Here is a 16,709-nt window from a genome sequence, read left to right as displayed (position 1 = left end):
TTGCAGGGCGCTTCACTCTAGTGCGTTTTTATAGCGTATACGCCAATTAATCACGATAAGAACTGATTTCATCATGGACTGCAAGCGCCACGCCAAAACGTTACGAATCCACACAAGCCCAGTTATATATGGAGACAACCGGTTACAGGGGATCGATATGGCCAAAAAAACAATTTTTCAGGCGTGGGCTTTTCATTTGAAAAATTGAGCGTATACACTTTAAAAACCTTGCGGACAGACGCCGCCGGCCATTATTCGAAAAAGAGGACCACGCCCCATGGGAAGCACACAAAAAATCGCAATCGTCGGCGCCGGCCTTGGCGGTGCCGCCGCTGCCACCCTGCTGCAACAGGCAGGGTTCGACGTGGACATCTACGAGCAGGCGCCGGAGTTTTCCCGCCTGGGTGCCGGGATCCACATGGGCCCCAACATCATGAAAATCTTCCGCCGCATGGGCATCGAAAAACAGCTGGACCTGATGGGTTCGCACCCCGAGCACTGGTTCAGCCGCGATGGTGAAACCGGCGACTACCTGTCACGCATTCCCCTGACTGGCTACGGCGCGTCCTACATCACCGTGCATCGCGGCGATCTGCACGCGCTGCAGATGTCCACCCTCAAGCCCGGCACCCTGCACTTCAACAAGCGCCTGGAAACCCTTGAAGAAACCGATACCCAGGTGCGCCTGACTTTCGCCGACGGCGAGGTAACCTACGCCGACATCGTGATCGGTGCCGACGGCATCAACTCGCGCATTCGTGAAGAGCTGCTGGGTGCCGAAAAACCGCTGTACAGCGGCTGGGTCGCGCACCGTGCGCTGATCCGTGGCGACCAGTTGGCCAAGTACGACCTGAAGTTCGAAGACTGCATCAAGTGGTGGACCGAGGACCGGCACATGATGGTCTACTACACCACCGGCAAGCGCGACGAGTACTACTACGTCACCGGCGTGCCGCACCCGGAATGGGACTTCCAGGGCGCCTTCGTCGACAGCAGCCGGGAGGAGATGTTCGACGCCTTCAAGGGCTACCACCCGACCGTCCAGGCCCTGATCGAATCCACCGAAAGCGTGACCAAATGGCCGTTGCGCAACCGCAACCCGCTGCCGTTGTGGAGCCGTGGTCGCCTGGTATTGCTGGGCGATGCCTGCCACCCGATGAAACCCCATATGGCTCAGGGCGCCGGCATGGCCATCGAAGACGCCGCGATGCTGACGCGCTGCCTGCAGGAAACAGGGATCGGCGACTACCGCACCGCGTTCGAGCTGTATGAAGCCAACCGCAAGGAACGCGCGTCCCGGGTGCAGGCCGTGTCCAACGCCAACACCTGGCTGCGCACCCAGGAAGATCCGGACTGGGTCTACGGCTATGACCTCTACGCCCAGCAACTGAAATCGGGGGTGGCGGCGTGAGCAGCTTTCTCTATGGCGGCAACGTCCAGGCCAATGGTATCCGCCAGCATTACCTACGTTACGGCGGCAAGGGCCCGGCACTGATCCTGATTCCCGGTATCACCAGCCCGGCGATTACCTGGGGTTTTGTCGCCGAACGCCTGGGTTTGCACTTCGACACCTACGTGCTGGACGTGCGCGGTCGCGGCCTGTCGTCCACCGGACCGGAACTGGACTACAGCGCCGACACCTGCGCCGATGACATTGGCGCGTTTGCCGACGCCCTGAAGCTCGACAGCTATCACCTGGTCGGCCACTCCATGGGCGCGCGGTTTGCCGTACGCAGTGCGGTGCGCCATCCACAAGGTGTCAACCGCATGGTGTTGATCGACCCGCCGATGTCCGGCCCGGGTCGCCGCGAATACCCAAGCAAACTGCCGTGGTACGTCGATTCGATTCGTCAATCCCAGGTCGGCATGGATGCGGAGGCGATGCGCGCCTTCTGCGCCACCTGGACCGACGAACAACTGCAACTGCGCGCCGAATGGCTGCACACCTGCTACGAGCCGGCGATCGTGCGTGCGTTCAATGACTTCCATACCGTCGATTTCCATCAGGACCTGCCTCACCTGGAGGCTCCTGCCCTGCTGATTGTTGCCGGACGCGGCGGTGTAATTCAGGCCGAAGATGTCGCGGAAGTCCGACAGTTACAGCCGACCCTACAGGTCGCCCATGTGCCAAATGCAGGACACATGATCCCCTGGGACGACCTTGAAGGCTTTTTCGCTGCCTTCGGCGACTTCCTCGGCCAGCCCCTGACTGCATAACGGAGACCACCATGCTCAAGCCTTACCGCATCGGCCAGATCGTGCCGAGCTCCAACACCACCATGGAAACCGAGATCCCGGCGATGCTTAACGCGCGCCAGGCGATCCGCCCGGAACGTTTCACCTTTCACTCCAGCCGCATGCGCATGAAGCAAGTGCGCAAGGAAGAACTGGCGGCCATGGACGGTGAGTCCGACCGTTGCGCCATCGAACTGTCCGACGCCAAGGTCGACGTGCTGGGCTACGCCTGCCTGGTAGCGATCATGGCCATGGGGCTGGGTTACCACCGCAAGTCCGAGCAACGCCTGCGCACGGCCACCGCCGACAACGACGCCAACGCCCCGGTGATCACCAGCGCCGGCGCCCTGATCGAAGGCCTTAAAGTCATGGGCGCCAAACGCATCGCCATTGTTGCGCCGTACATGAAACCGCTGACCGAACTGGTGGTGAACTACATCCGCGAAGAAGGCTTTGAAGTGGTGGACTGGCGCGCCCTGGAAATCCCCGACAACCTCGAAGTGGCCCGCCACGACCCGGCCAACCTGCCGGCGATTGTTGCCGGGATGAACCTGGAAGGTGTCGACGTAATCGTACTGTCGGCCTGCGTACAAATGCAGTCGCTGCCCGTGGTCGCGAAGGTCGAAGCCCAGACCGGCCTGCCGGTACTCACCGCCGCCATCGCCACCACCTACGCCATGCTCAAGGCCCTGGAGCTGGAACCCATCGTCCCCGGCGCCGGCGCCCTGCTCTCCGGCGCCTACTAAAAACGCTTTTGTGGCGAGGGAGCTTGCTCCCGCTGGGGTGCGAAGCGCCCCCAAAAAAACAGGCCTGCTACGCAGCCCAACGGGAGCAAGCTCCCTCGCCACAAGGTTATGTGCACTGTCCATTACCGAGGACTGAAAGATGAGCGAACAATCCGCCGACGCCAACTACCAGGGCGTCTGGGGTAACCGAATCGGCTTCGGCAAAAAATCCGCCCTGCTGATGATCGACTTCATGCAAGGCTATACCACCGAAGGCGCGCCACTGTTTGCCCCCGAAGTGCGCATCGCCGTGGCCGAAAGCGTCGAGCTGCTGGCCTGCGCCAGGCGTCACGGAATCAGCGTGGTGCACACCAATATCCGCTACCATCCGGGCCATTTCGCCGACGGCGGTATCTGGGTAAAAAAGGCCCCGGTGATGAAAGACATGGTCGAGGGTAACCCCCTCGCCGCCTTCTGCACCGAAGTGCTGCCCCTGGCCAATGAAGTGGTCATCACCAAACAATACGCCAGCGCGTTTTTCGGCAGCAGCCTGGCCCCGATGCTGCACGCCCAGGGCATCGACACCGTGGTGCTCGCCGGCTGTTCCACCAGCGGCTGCATCCGGGCCACCGCAGTGGATGCGGTGCAACACGGGTTTCGTACCATCGTCGTGCGCGAATGCGTCGGCGACCGCCACCCGGCGCCCCATGAAGCCAACTTGTTCGATATCGACAGCAAGTACGGCGACGTGGTGAGCAAGCAGGAGGCGATGAGCAAGTTCAAGGAGCAGTAACGCGTCAACAGGAACCACGACAAAGAGCGTGGTCCGGAAAAAACTGAGCGCCCACGCTGGAATGCAGTCGAATGTGGGAGCAAGCCCGCTCCCACACTTGATCACCTCCAACAGGGCCACCTCAGTCTTCTGTCACTGCCTTTGGAAGTCGCTTTCACAGCACTCCGAAGTGCTGAAAAAGCGGCCGTATAAAAACCATAAGTCACCGCCAGGAGACACCCCAATGCCCATTGCGAATGCAGCGCCCGCGACTACGGTCGCCGATCCGGTCCACACGCTCTACCACAAGATCACCTGGAAGCTGATTCCGTTCCTGTGTTTCTGCTACCTCGCGGCCTACCTGGACCGCATCAATATCGGCTTCGCCAAACTGCAGATGCTCGACCAGCTGCACTTCAGCGAAACCGCGTTCGGCCTCGGTGCCGGGCTGTTCTTTGTCGGCTATATCATCTTCGAAGTCCCCAGTAACCTGATCCTGGAAAAGGTCGGGGCGAAGATCTGGATCGCCCGCATCATGATCACCTGGGGCCTGCTGTCGGCCTGCACCATGCTGGTCACCTCCACCACCCAGTTCTACATCCTGCGGTTCCTGCTGGGTGCGGCCGAAGCCGGGTTTCTGCCGGGCGTGCTGTATTACCTGACCACCTGGTTTCCCACCCATCGCCGGGGGCGGATCATCGCCCTGTTCATGATCGGCCTGCCGCTGTCCAGCGTGATCGGCGGCCCGTTGTCGGGCTGGATCATGGGCCACTTCGACAACATGGCCGGCCTGCGCGGCTGGCAGTGGCTGTTCCTGATCGAAGCGGTGCCCAGCGTGCTGCTCGGTGTGTGGACCTTCTGGGCGCTGCCCAATACCTATCAGCAAGCCAAGTGGCTGTCGCCCGAAGAAAAAACCCTGCTGGAAAGCGAACTGCGCAAGGACGACGCCGACGGTGCCGGCAGCAAACACAGCTTCCGCGACGGCTTCTTCAACCTCAAGGTGTGGATGCTCGGCGGTATCGACTTCTCGATCCTGCTCAGTGCCTATGCCATGGGGTTCTGGATGCCCACATTCATCCGCAACGCCGGGATTACCGACACCTTCCACATCGGCATCCTCACGGCCCTGCCCAGCGTAGCGGCACTCTTGGGCATGCTGCTGATCGGCGCCAGCTCCGACAAACATCGCGAACGCCGCTGGCACATCATCGTGCCGTTCTTCATCGGCGCGGCGGCGATGGCTACCAGTACGTTCTTCACCCATAACGTGGTCGCCACCGTGGCGCTGTTTGCGATTGCCTCGGCGGCGATCATCGGTGCGGTGCCGGTGTTTTTCAGCCTGCCGGCGACCTTCCTGAAAGGCACCGCAGCGGCCACCGGCTTTGCCCTGGCCTGCTCGCTGGCGAACATCGCAGGCCTGGTGAGCAACTCGTTGATGGGCGTGGCGATTGACGTCACCGGCAGCAGCGCAGGGGCCTTGTGGTTTTTTGCCGGCTGCCTGATTCTCAGCAGCTTCCTGGTGATCGCCTTGCCGGCGAAGCTGGTAAACCGCTAACAACAACAATTTTTCGGGTGAGTCTCCATGCAAGGTTTCATCAAGCGCTGTGCCCTGCTTGTCGCTGTGGGCCTGTGTGCCGGTACGGCGCAGGCCGCAGAAAAGGTCATCTTCGACACCGACTTCAACGTGCTCAACGATGACGGCCAGGCCTTTATCATGCTCGCCCAGCTGCACGGGCAAAAACGCATCGACCTGCTGGGCATGACCCTGGTCAGCGGCAACGCCTGGGTCGACCAGGAACAGGTCGACGCCCTCAAGGCGGTGGAACGCATGGGTGTGGAGAAGGAAGTCGGCGTGTATTCCGGCGCCGCCTACCCGCTGCTGCATGACTACGCCACCTATGAGGCGGAAAAAGCCCTGTTCGGTTCCGGCTGGCCGGGTGCGTTCAAGAACCCGCGGCCAACCAGTGCCTCACAACTGGTCGCGCCACCGGACGGCCTGGCGACCCACACCAGGCTGCGCAAGGAAACCGCCGCCCAGTTCATCGTCGACAGCGTACGGGCCAACCCTCACGAGGTAACGATCCTGGCGGTCGGCCCACTGACCAACATTGCCCTGGCGATTCGCTCGGCCCCGGACATCGTGCCGCTGATCAAGCGCATCGTGTACATGGGCGGCGCGCTGGAGATTCCGGGCAACACCACGCCGGCGGCGGAGTTCAACTGGTGGTTCGACCCGGAGGCGGCGAAGATCGTGTTGCGCTCGCCCATCGAACACGTGATTTTTCCCAACGATGTCTGTGAGAAAGTCACCTTCGACAAGTCGGTGTATGAGCGGGTGATCGCACACAAAGGCCCGATTGCCGACCTGTACAAGCACGAGTTCGGGCCACTGTTCGCCAAGGACCCGGCTTACCACAGCTTCACCTGGGACAGCCTGCCGGCACTGTTTCTCGTGAACCCCGGGATCGTCACCGAATCCCGCGAGCTGTGGGTGGACGTGGATGCCACCTTCGGCGCCGACTACGGCCGGGCACTGGGCTACAAGAAAGGCGCGCCGGTCGGCACGCAAAAGGCCAAGGTGGTCTTCGCGGTGGACCAGAAGCAGTTCTGGGACGGTTATGTAGGGTTGGTGACGCTGCCGACGCCGGTCAACATCTTCCGCTGAGTGCGCCGGAACTTGAGGGGCTGTGGTTTAATTGCGCGCCTTTGCCCAGCCCTTCAAGGAATCCGTTGTCGATGAATCAGCCCGCCACCAAAGTCCTGGTCATTGGCTACGTCTGGCCAGAGCCTCGCTCCTCGGCGGCCAGCGGGCACATGATGCAGATTCTGGAGAGTTTCCTGGCCCAAGGCTGGGACATCACCTTCAGCAGCCCGGCGGTCACCGGCGAACACAAGGCCGACCTGCCCGCCCTGGGCATTCGCGAATGCGCGATCGAGTTGAATAACAGCAGTTTCGACGCGTTCATCCAGCAATTGGCTCCGGATATCGTGCTGTTCGACCGTTTCATGATGGAAGAACAGTTCGGCTGGCGCGTGGAAAAATCCTGCCCGAATGCTCTTCGGGTGCTGGAAGCATCCGACCTGCAAAGCCTGCGGGACGCCCGCCACCAGCGCCTCAAGGATTTCCTGAAGGCGCACCCCGAAGCTGATGACTTCGACGCGCTATTCAGCCGGGACCTGGCCGCCGAATTCGATGACATGGCCGACACCGACCTGGCCAAGCGCGAGATCGCCGCGATCTACCGCTGCGACATCAGCCTGATGATCTCCGATGTGGAAATCCAGTTGCTGACCGAACACTTCAAGGTGCCCGCTGCCCTGCTCCATTGGTGCCCGCTGATGCTGGTGCCGCCCACCGAAGCCTTTGCCCCCTTTGAGGACCGTGCCCACTTCCTGAGCATCGGCAATTTCCGCCATGCGCCGAACTGGGATGCGGTGTTGTGGATGAAGAACAGTGTGTGGCCGCTGATCCGCCAGCAACTGCCCGGCGCTCAACTCCACGTGTACGGCGCCTATACGCCACCCAAGGCCACCGCGCTGCACAACCCGGCCCAGGGCTTCCACGTGATGAATTGGGCCGAGGATGCATTGCAGGTCATGAGCGCTGCGCGTATCTGCCTGGCGCCACTGCGCTTTGGTGCCGGGATCAAGGGCAAGCTGGCCGACGCGATGCTCTGCGGCACACCCAGCGTTACCACACCGATTGGCGCCGAAGCCATGGGCGAACCGTGGCCCGGCGTGGTCGAACACAGCGCCAATGCACTGGCGGCTGCGGCGGTTGCGTTGTATCAAGACCAGCCACGCTGGACCCAGGCCCAGGAAGATGGCCGGCAGTTACTGGCCCGCCGTTACGCCCACGACCTCCACGGCCCGGCCCTGGTGGAGCGCCTGGAGCAGTGCCGCCGCCAGTTGGCCGAGCACCGTCGGAACAATTTCACCGGCAGCATGCTGCGCCACCACCTGCACAAAAGTACCCAGTACATGGCGCAGTGGATCGAGGCGAAAAACCGTACGCTGTAGACACAGACGCTGGCGAGGTGGCGCGCAAGGGGGCATTATCCTTTTCGCAACCACAATAAAGCGACTGCAGCATGACCCGAGCAGCGAGAATCACCGATCCTTCCTACGAGCTGATGGACGATCACAACGGTCTGTCCATCATCTATCGCCAACACGGCTTCCCGTGCCCGTTGGTGCGCTGGCATTTCCACAAGGAATACGAGCTGCACCTGATCGTTGCCAGCTCCGGCAAGGTGTTTATCGGCGACTACATCGGCAACTTCTACCCGGAAAGCCTGTTCCTCACCGGCCCCAACCTGCCCCACAACTGGATCAGCCAGGTGGCCGAGGACGAAGTGGTGCCCAAGCGCGACATGCTGGTGAACTTCACCGACGAGCTGTTCGACGGCGGCAGCCATGTCTTTGCCGAGCTCAAGACCCTGGCGCCACTGCTGGAACGGGCGCAATACGGCATCGAATTTCGCTGCAAGAAAACCATCGCCCAGGCCATGACCCTGATGCAGCGCATCGAGGACGCCCAGGGCATGGCGCGCCTGGGGCACTTCTTTATCCTGATGGAAGTGCTGAGTGCCTGCGAGGACTACCAACTGCTCTCCGGCGTGACCACGCCGCAACTGGCGGATGAACACAGCATCGACCGCACCAACCGCGCGGTGGACTACATTTTTGCCCACTACGCGCGGGAGCTGTCCCTGGAAGAGGTGGCCGAATACCTCGGCATGAAACCCACCTATTTCTCCCGCGTATTCAAACAAGCCACCGGCCGCACCTTCATCGAATTCGTCAACCGCCTGCGTATCAGCAAGTCCTGCGAGCTGCTGGCCGATGGTGACAAGGCCGTGACCGATGTGTGCTTCGAGTCAGGCTTCAACAACATCTCCAACTTCAACCGCCGCTTCCAGCAGCTCAAGGGCATGACCCCCTCGCACTACCGGCGCCTGGCGGTGCAGCGGTTAACCGAGCAGAACCTCGCCTGAAAACGCGCGTTCCTGTGGGAACCCGCTTGTGTGGGAGCGGGCTTGCTCGCGAATGCAGTGTGTCAGGCAGCGCAAATGTCGGCTGATTCACCGCCTTCGCGAGCAAGCCCGCTCCCACATTTGCATCGCGCTCACGCAGGAAGCCGATCGCTCCCAGCGAATCGTTTCAGCAATTTTCCGCTGCAGTGCAAAAAAGTATCAGTAAAAGTGCTCCCAAGGATTTGTCAGCACGTCAATTGAAGGCTGTAATCAACGCACACTCTTCCAGCTGTCCTGGAAGACACAACAACAATAACTGTCCTTCTGCAGCCCCTGGGCGCAGAAATGGAGTGCGCGATGAAGTTCACAGCCAAAGCTCTGCTTGCCTGCACCTGCATGACCCTCAGCGCCGTCAGTCTTGGCGCGCAAACCCTGACCATTGCCACCGTCAACAACAGCGACATGATCCGCATGCAAAAGCTCTCGAAAACCTTCGAGACCGAGCATCCGGAGATCAAGCTGAACTGGGTGGTACTCGAAGAAAACGTCCTGCGCCAACGCCTCACCACCGACATCGCCACCCAGGGCGGACAGTTCGACGTGTTGACCATCGGCATGTACGAAGCTGCACTCTGGGGCGCCAAAGGCTGGCTGGAACCGATGAAGGACCTGCCTGCTTCCTACGACCTGGACGACGTTTTCCCTTCCGTGCGTGACGGCCTTTCCGTCAAGGGCTCGCTGTACGCCCTGCCGTTCTACGCCGAAAGCTCCATCACCTACTATCGCACCGACCTGTTCAAGGACGCCGGGCTGACCATGCCCGAGCACCCGACCTGGACCCAGATTGGCGAATTCGCCGCCAAACTCACCAACAAGGACAAGGAACAGTACGGCCTGTGCCTGCGCGGCAAAGCCGGTTGGGGCGAGAACATGGCGCTGATCACCACCCTGGCCAACGGCTACGGTGCACGCTGGTTCGATGAGAAGTGGCAGCCGGAATTCAACGGGCCAGAGTGGAAAGACGCACTGAACTTCTACGTCGACAACATGAAGAAATCCGGCCCGCCGGGCGCTTCCAGCAACGGTTTCAACGAAAACCTGGCGCTGTTCAACAGCGGCAAGTGTGCGATCTGGGTCGACGCCAGCGTCGCCGGCTCGTTCGTCACCGACAAGACCCAAAGCAAGGTGGCTGACCACGTCGGCTTTACCTTTGCCCCCCACGAGAAGACCGACAAAGGTACTTCGTGGCTGTACTCCTGGTCCCTGGGGATTCCAACCAGTTCCAAAGCCAAGGACGCTGCCAAGGTGTTCACCACCTGGGCCACTTCCAAGGAATACAGCCAGTTGGTCGCCAAGACCGACGGGATTGCCAACGTACCGCCAGGTACCCGCAAATCGACCTACAGCGACGAATACATGAAGGCCGCGCCGTTTGCCAAGGTGACGCTGGAATCGCTGAAAGTCGCCGACCCGAAAGACCCGTCGGCCAAGCCGGTGCCGTATGTGGGCATCCAGCTGGTGACCATTCCTGAATTCCAGGCGATTGGTACCCAGGTCGGCAAGTTCTTCTCCAGCGCACTGACTGGTGGCTCCACTGCCGAAAAAGCCCTGGCGGATGCACAGACCTTCACCGAACGCGAAATGAAGCGGGCCGGTTATCCCAAGTAAAGCGGTCTCACCACACTGAATGTGGGAACCCGCTTTATGTAGGAGCCGGGCTTGCCCGCGATGCAGACAACTCGGTCTGTCAGTTTCACCGAGGCGCTCTCATCGCAGGCAAGCCAGCTCCCACATTTGACCGCACTCCGACCCGCATTCCGCATGTACCTGACTGGTCCTGATCACCATGAATACCACCACCGCCCAAGTGCAAACCGCTACGCCGGACAAGCCGCGTAAAAGCCGCCTGATCAACCCCGGCTGGTTCCTCGTCAGCCCCTCGGTGGCCTTGTTGCTGCTGTGGATGATCGTGCCGCTGGGCATGACCCTGTACTTCTCGCTGATTCGCTACAACCTGCTCTACCCCGGCGAAAACCAATTCGTGGGCCTGGAGAACTTCACCTACTTCATCACCGACTCGGGCTTCCTGCCCGGCGCCACCAACACCCTGTTGCTGGTGGGCAGCGTGTTGCTGATCAGCGTGGTGTTTGGCGTATTGATCAGCGCCCTGCTGGAAGCCAGCGAGTTCTTTGGTCGCGGCCTGGTGCGGGTGTTGCTGATTTCACCGTTCTTCATCATGCCCACCGTCGGTGCGCTGATCTGGAAGAACCTGATTTTCCATCCGGTGTCGGGGATCCTCGCCTACGTGTGGAAGCTGTTCGGCGCCCAGCCGGTGGACTGGCTGGCCCATTACCCGTTGCTGTCGATCATTATCATCGTGTCCTGGCAGTGGCTGCCCTTCGCGATCCTGCTGCTGATGACCGCCATGCAGTCCCTCGACCAGGAACAGAAGGAAGCCGCCCGCCTCGACGGTGCCGGCGCCATCGCGATCTTCTGGCACCTGACCCTGCCGCACCTGGCACGTCCGATTGCCGTGGTGGTGATGATCGAAACGATCTTCCTGCTCTCGGTGTTCGCCGAAATCTTCACCACCACCAACGGTGGCCCCGGCTACGCCTCGACCAACCTCGCCTACCTGATCTACAACCAGGCGCTGGTGCAGTTCGACGTGGGCATGGCCTCGGCCGGCGGCTTGATTGCCGTGGTCATCGCCAATATCGCGGCGATCATCCTGGTGCGGATGATCGGCAAAAACCTGACTGACAAGCCTTGAGGGCCGCGCCATGACGCTTCAACAATCCCGCCGCCTGCAAAGCGTGCTCCTCGGCACCCTGGCCTGGGCCATCGCGATCCTGATTTTCTTCCCGATCTTCTGGATGGTGCTGACCAGCTTCAAGACCGAAATCGACGCGTTCGCCACGCCGCCGCAGTTCATCTTCACGCCGACGCTGGAGAACTACCTGCACATCAACGAGCGCAGCAACTACTTCAGCTACGCCTGGAACTCGGTACTGATTTCCTTCAGCGCCACCGCCCTGTGCCTGCTGATCTCGGTACCGGCCGCCTACTCCATGGCGTTCTACGAGACCAAGCGCACCAAGGGCACACTGCTGTGGATGCTCTCCACCAAGATGCTGCCGCCGGTGGGCGTACTGATGCCGATCTACCTGCTGGCCAAGAGCTTCGGCCTGCTGGATACACGCATTGCGCTGATCATCATCTACACCCTGATCAACCTGCCGATCGTGGTCTGGATGGTTTACACCTACTTCAAGGACATCCCCAAGGACATCCTCGAGGCCGCCCGCCTGGACGGCGCCACCCTGTGGCAGGAAATGGTCCGGGTGCTGCTGCCGATCGCCAAGGGCGGCCTGGCCTCCACGGTGCTGCTGTCGCTGATCCTGTGCTGGAACGAGGCGTTCTGGTCGCTGAACCTGACCTCGTCCAACGCCGCGCCGCTCACTGCATTGATCGCCTCCTACTCCAGCCCCGAAGGCTTGTTCTGGGCCAAATTGTCTGCCGTGTCGACCCTGGCCTGTGCGCCGATCCTGATCTTTGGCTGGATCAGCCAGAAACAGCTGGTCCGCGGTCTGTCCTTCGGCGCCGTGAAATAACGGCCAAACCACACCTCTGTAGGAGCCGGCTTGCCGGCGATGGCGATCTCAAGGTCGCCGCAAGGCTCAAGGGCCTCATCGCCGGCAAGCCGGCTCCTACAGCTGACGTGTTTGGCTCTAGCGAATAACAACAAGCGGAGGTCCATCATGGCCAACCTGAAAATCAAGAATCTGCAAAAAGGCTTCGAAGGCTTCTCCATCATCAAGGGCATCGACCTTGAGGTGAACGACAAGGAATTCGTGGTGTTCGTCGGCCCGTCGGGCTGCGGCAAATCCACCCTGCTGCGCTTGATTGCGGGCCTTGAAGAAGTCACCGAAGGCACCATCGAGCTGGATGGCCGCGACATCACCGAGGTCACCCCGGCCAAGCGCGACCTGGCAATGGTGTTCCAGACCTACGCCCTGTACCCACACATGAGCGTGCGCAAGAACATGTCGTTTGCCCTGGACCTGGCCGGCGTCGACAAGAAGATTGTTGAGAGCAAAGTCAACGAAGCAGCACGTATCCTGGAGCTGGGCCCTTTGCTTGAGCGCAAGCCAAAGCAGTTGTCCGGCGGCCAGCGCCAGCGTGTCGCCATTGGCCGTGCGATTGTGCGTAACCCGAAGATCTTCCTGTTCGACGAACCCCTGTCCAACCTCGATGCCGCCCTGCGGGTGCAGATGCGCCTGGAGCTGTCGCGCCTGCATAAAGAGCTGCAAGCCACGATGATCTACGTGACCCACGACCAGGTTGAAGCCATGACCCTGGCCGACAAGGTTGTCGTACTCAACAGCGGCCGCGTGGAACAGGTGGGCTCGCCGCTGGAGCTGTATCACCAGCCGGCCAACCTGTTTGTGGCAGGCTTTTTGGGCACGCCGAAAATGGGTTTCCTCAAGGGCAAGGTCACTCGCGTTGACCCACAGAGCTGCGAAGTCGAACTGGACGCCGGCGGCCGCATCAGCCTGCCCCTGAGCAGCGCGACCTTGAGCGTCGGCAGCGCCGTGACCCTGGGCATTCGCCCGGAGCACCTGGAAATCGCCGCGCCGGGGCAAGCCACCCTGACCGTCACCGCCGACGTCGGCGAGCGCCTCGGCAGCGACACCTTCTGCCATGTGATTACCGCCAGCAAGGAGCCGTTGACCCTGCGGATCCGTGGCGACATGGCCAGCCAGTATGGCGAGACCCTGCAGCTGTACCTGGACCCGACCCAATGCCATCTGTTCGACGCTGAGGGTGTTGCCGTGGCCCGCCCACTGCGCGCCGCCGCCTGATTTCGCGAGAATTTCCCGATGAAACTGAACAAGCAAAACCTCACGCAACTGGCGCCCGAAGTGCAACTGCCGGCCTATGCGATTGCCAATACCAGCCAGGGCATCGCGCACATCGGCGTTGGCGGGTTTCACCGCGCCCACCAGGCGTATTACACCGATGCCTTGATGAATACCGGCGTGGGCCTGGACTGGAGCATTTGCGGCGTGGGCCTGCGGGCTGAAGACCGCAAGGCCCGGGACGACCTGGCCGGCCAGGACTACCTGTTCACCCTGTATGAACTGGGCGACACCGACGATACCGAAGTGCGCGTGATCGGCTCCATCAGCGACATGCTGCTGGCCGAAGACGGCGCCCAGGCGTTGATCGACAAACTGGCCAGCCCGCAGATTCGCATCGTCTCGCTGACCATCACCGAAGGCGGCTACTGCATCGACGACAGCAACGGCGAGTTCATGGCCCACCTGCCGCAGATCCAGCATGACCTGGCCAACCCGGGCTCGCCGAAAACCGTGTTCGGGTTTATCTGCGCGGCGTTGACCCAGCGCCGGGCCGCCGGGGTGCCGGCATTTACCGTGATGTCCTGCGATAACCTGCCCCACAACGGCGCCGTGACTCGCAAGGCGTTGCTGGCCTTCGCCGCGCTGCATGACGCTGGCCTGCACGAGTGGATCAAGGCCAACGTGAGCTTCCCGAATGCGATGGTCGACCGCATCACGCCAATGACCAGTACCGCGCACCGCCTGCAATTGCATGACGATCACGGCATCGACGACGCCTGGCCGGTGGTCTGCGAGCCGTTTGTGCAATGGGTGCTGGAAGACAAGTTCGTCAACGGCCGCCCCGCGTGGGAGACGGTGGGCGTGCAGTTCACCGATGACGTGACACCGTATGAAGAGATGAAGATCGGCCTGCTCAACGGCAGCCACCTGGCATTGACGTACCTGGGCTTCCTGAAGGGCTATCGCTTCGTCCACGAGACCATGAACGACCCGTTGTTCGTGGCCTACATGCGCGCCTACATGGACCTGGACGTCACGCCCAACCTGGCGCCGGTACCGGGTATCGACCTGACCGAATACAAGCAGACCCTGGTGGACCGCTTTTCCAACCAGGCGATTGCCGACCAGCTGGAGCGCGTGTGTTCCGATGGTTCGTCGAAGTTTCCCAAGTTCACCGTACCCACCATCAACCGCCTGATTGCCGATGGTCGCGAGACCGAGCGTGCTGCGCTGGTGGTGGCGGCCTGGGCGTTGTACTTGAAAGGCGTGGATGAGAATGGGGTGATCTACCGCATTCCAGACCCTCGCGCCGAGTTTTGCCAGGGGCTGGTGACGGAAGATGCGTTGATCAGCAAGCGGCTGCTGGGGGTGGAAGAGATTTTTGGTACGGCTATTCCCAACTCGCCCGAGTTTGTGGCAGCGTTTGAGCGGTGTTTCGAGAGCCTGCAGGATGTGGGTGTGAGCAAAACGCTGGAGCGGCTGCTCGGCAATCTCAACTGACGGAACCGAATCAAAGTGTGGGAGCGGGCTTGCTCGCGAAAGCGGTGGATCAGTCAGTATTTGCATTAACTGACACACCCTATTCGCGAGCAAGCCCGCTCCCACATTGACCGAGTTCTCCATAACAATGTGCTGAGCGACCTACCATGACCCAGCAAAACCTCTACCTCGGCATCGACTGCGGCACCCAGGGCACCAAGGCCATCGTGCTGGACGCCAGCAGCGGCAAAGTCCTGGGCCTGGGCGCCGCCAGCCACACGCTGATCAGCGGTGCCAACGGCCGCCGCGAACAGCACACCCAGGAGTGGCTGGACGCGTTTACCGAAGCCACTCACCGCGCCTTGCAACAGGCCGGGGTGGACGGCCAGGACATCCTCGCCATCGGCGTTTCCGGCCAGCAACACGGCCTGGTGTTGCTGGATGACCAAGGCCAGGTGCTGCGCCCCGCCAAGCTGTGGTGTGACACCGAAACCGCGCCCGAAAATGATCGCCTGCTGCAACACCTGGGCGGTGAAAGCGGCTCCCTGGAACGCCTCGGCGTGGCCATCGCGCCGGGCTACACCGTGTCCAAGCTGCTGTGGACCCGCGAACAGCACCCGGAGGTGTTCGCACGGATCGCGCATATCCTGCTGCCCCACGACTACCTCAACTACTGGCTCACCGGCCGCGCCTGCGCCGAATACGGCGATGCCTCCGGCACCGGTTATTTCAACGTGCGCACCCGTGAATGGGACCTGGCACTGTTGCGCCACATCGATCCCGACGGGCGCCTGGAAGCTGCGCTGCCCGAGTTGATCAAGGCCAACCAGCCAGTGGGCACCATCCTGCCAGCCATCGCCGAGCGCCTGGGCATCAACCCGAATGCGCGGGTGTCCAGCGGCGGCGGCGACAACATGATGGGCGCCATCGGCACCGGCAATATCGCCCCCGGCGTGATCACCATGAGCCTGGGTTCATCCGGTACCGTGTATGCCTTTGCCGATCAGGCCAACGTCAGCCCGCAGGCGTCGGTGGCGACTTTCTGTTCATCCAGCGGCGGCTGGCTGCCGTTGATCTGCACCATGAACCTGACCAACGCCACCGGGGTCATCCGCGAGCTGTTCGACCTGGATCTGGCGGCGTTCAACGGGTTGGTGGCCCAGGCACCGATCGGCGCCGACGGCGTGAGCATGCTGCCGTTCCTCAATGGCGAGCGGGTGCCCGCCCTGCCCCACGCCACCGGCAGCCTGCACGGCCTGACCATGACCAATCTGACCCGCGCCAACCTGTGCCGCGCCGTGGTCGAAGGCACCACCTTCGGCTTGCGCTATGGCCTGGACCTGCTGCGCCAGACCGGCCTGCAGAGCCAGAGCATCCGCCTGATCGGCGGCGGCTCGAAAAGCCCGGTGTGGCGGCAGATGGTCGCGGATATCATGAACACCGAAGTGGTCTGCACCGAACAAAGCGAAGCCGCAGCCCTGGGTGCGGCAATCCAGGCCGCGTGGTGCCAGTCCGGTGAAAGCCTGGCGCAGTTGTGCCAGCGCTGCGTGAGCGTCGTCGCAGCCAGCCGCACACTGCCGGATGCCGGCAGCGTCAGCGCCTACCAGCAGGCTTATGAGCGTTATCAACAGCACGTGGCATCCCTTTAAGAGCGAAC

Annotated in this window: 14 protein-coding genes; all 14 read left to right on the top strand. The window is 61.7% G+C overall.

Annotated elements, in window-relative coordinates:
• The first annotated feature begins 277 nt into the window (after window positions 1-277).
• Window positions 278-1,411, top strand: a complete 1,134-nt coding sequence (locus HX815_RS26905) for an FAD-dependent monooxygenase (RefSeq protein WP_003215332.1) — start codon at window positions 278-280, stop codon at window positions 1,409-1,411.
• Window positions 1,408-2,217 carry an alpha/beta fold hydrolase gene (locus HX815_RS26900; protein WP_177022551.1) on the top strand — a complete coding sequence of 270 codons (810 nt, stop codon included), beginning with the start codon at window positions 1,408-1,410 and terminating at the stop codon, window positions 2,215-2,217. The genes HX815_RS26905 and HX815_RS26900 overlap by 4 nt, the downstream gene beginning before the upstream one ends.
• A gap of 11 nt (window positions 2,218-2,228) precedes the next feature.
• The gene (locus HX815_RS26895; RefSeq protein ID WP_177029178.1) at window positions 2,229-2,981 is read left to right on the top strand and encodes an Asp/Glu racemase; all 753 of its coding nucleotides are present in this window, start codon (window positions 2,229-2,231) and stop codon (window positions 2,979-2,981) included.
• A gap of 139 nt (window positions 2,982-3,120) precedes the next feature.
• Window positions 3,121-3,753: an N-carbamoylsarcosine amidohydrolase gene (locus HX815_RS26890; RefSeq protein WP_003215327.1), complete on the top strand. Its 633-nt coding sequence runs from the start codon at window positions 3,121-3,123 to the stop codon at window positions 3,751-3,753.
• Between the two features lie 223 nt (window positions 3,754-3,976).
• Window positions 3,977-5,287 carry an MFS transporter gene (locus HX815_RS26885; protein WP_010169608.1) on the top strand — a complete coding sequence of 437 codons (1,311 nt, stop codon included), beginning with the start codon at window positions 3,977-3,979 and terminating at the stop codon, window positions 5,285-5,287.
• Between the two features lie 27 nt (window positions 5,288-5,314).
• Window positions 5,315-6,397 carry a nucleoside hydrolase gene (locus HX815_RS26880; protein ID WP_008436139.1) on the top strand — a complete coding sequence of 361 codons (1,083 nt, stop codon included), beginning with the start codon at window positions 5,315-5,317 and terminating at the stop codon, window positions 6,395-6,397.
• Between the two features lie 71 nt (window positions 6,398-6,468).
• Window positions 6,469-7,752: a glycosyltransferase gene (locus HX815_RS26875; RefSeq protein WP_177029177.1), complete on the top strand. Its 1,284-nt coding sequence runs from the start codon at window positions 6,469-6,471 to the stop codon at window positions 7,750-7,752.
• Between the two features lie 71 nt (window positions 7,753-7,823).
• On the top strand, window positions 7,824-8,729 hold the full coding sequence (locus HX815_RS26870) for an AraC family transcriptional regulator (protein WP_003215319.1): 906 nt from the start codon (window positions 7,824-7,826) through the stop codon (window positions 8,727-8,729).
• 336 nt (window positions 8,730-9,065) lie between these two features.
• Window positions 9,066-10,376: a sugar ABC transporter substrate-binding protein gene (locus HX815_RS26865; protein WP_003215317.1), complete on the top strand. Its 1,311-nt coding sequence runs from the start codon at window positions 9,066-9,068 to the stop codon at window positions 10,374-10,376.
• Window positions 10,377-10,554: 178 nt separating this feature from the next.
• Window positions 10,555-11,481, top strand: coding sequence for a carbohydrate ABC transporter permease (locus tag HX815_RS26860; RefSeq protein WP_003215314.1), 927 nt, complete (start codon window positions 10,555-10,557; stop codon window positions 11,479-11,481).
• Window positions 11,482-11,491: 10 nt separating this feature from the next.
• On the top strand, window positions 11,492-12,322 hold the full coding sequence (locus HX815_RS26855; RefSeq protein WP_003215312.1) for a carbohydrate ABC transporter permease: 831 nt from the start codon (window positions 11,492-11,494) through the stop codon (window positions 12,320-12,322).
• 147 nt (window positions 12,323-12,469) lie between these two features.
• Window positions 12,470-13,573: an ABC transporter ATP-binding protein gene (locus tag HX815_RS26850; protein WP_003215310.1), complete on the top strand. Its 1,104-nt coding sequence runs from the start codon at window positions 12,470-12,472 to the stop codon at window positions 13,571-13,573.
• An 18-nt stretch (window positions 13,574-13,591) separates the two neighbouring features.
• Complete coding sequence (locus tag HX815_RS26845; RefSeq protein ID WP_177029176.1) at window positions 13,592-15,073, top strand: mannitol dehydrogenase family protein; 1,482 nt, start codon at window positions 13,592-13,594, stop codon at window positions 15,071-15,073.
• Window positions 15,074-15,219: 146 nt separating this feature from the next.
• Window positions 15,220-16,701 (top strand): xylulokinase, encoded by a 1,482-nt coding sequence (xylB, locus tag HX815_RS26840; RefSeq protein WP_177029175.1) that lies wholly within the window; start codon window positions 15,220-15,222, stop codon window positions 16,699-16,701.
• The last annotated feature ends 8 nt before the right edge of the window (window positions 16,702-16,709 follow it).

The sequence above is a fragment of the Pseudomonas sp. E6002 genome, from assembly GCF_013385565.1.
In the GTDB taxonomy this organism is placed as follows: Bacteria; Pseudomonadota; Gammaproteobacteria; order Pseudomonadales; family Pseudomonadaceae; genus Aquipseudomonas.
This window is presented reverse-complemented; position numbering and strand designations above follow the sequence as displayed.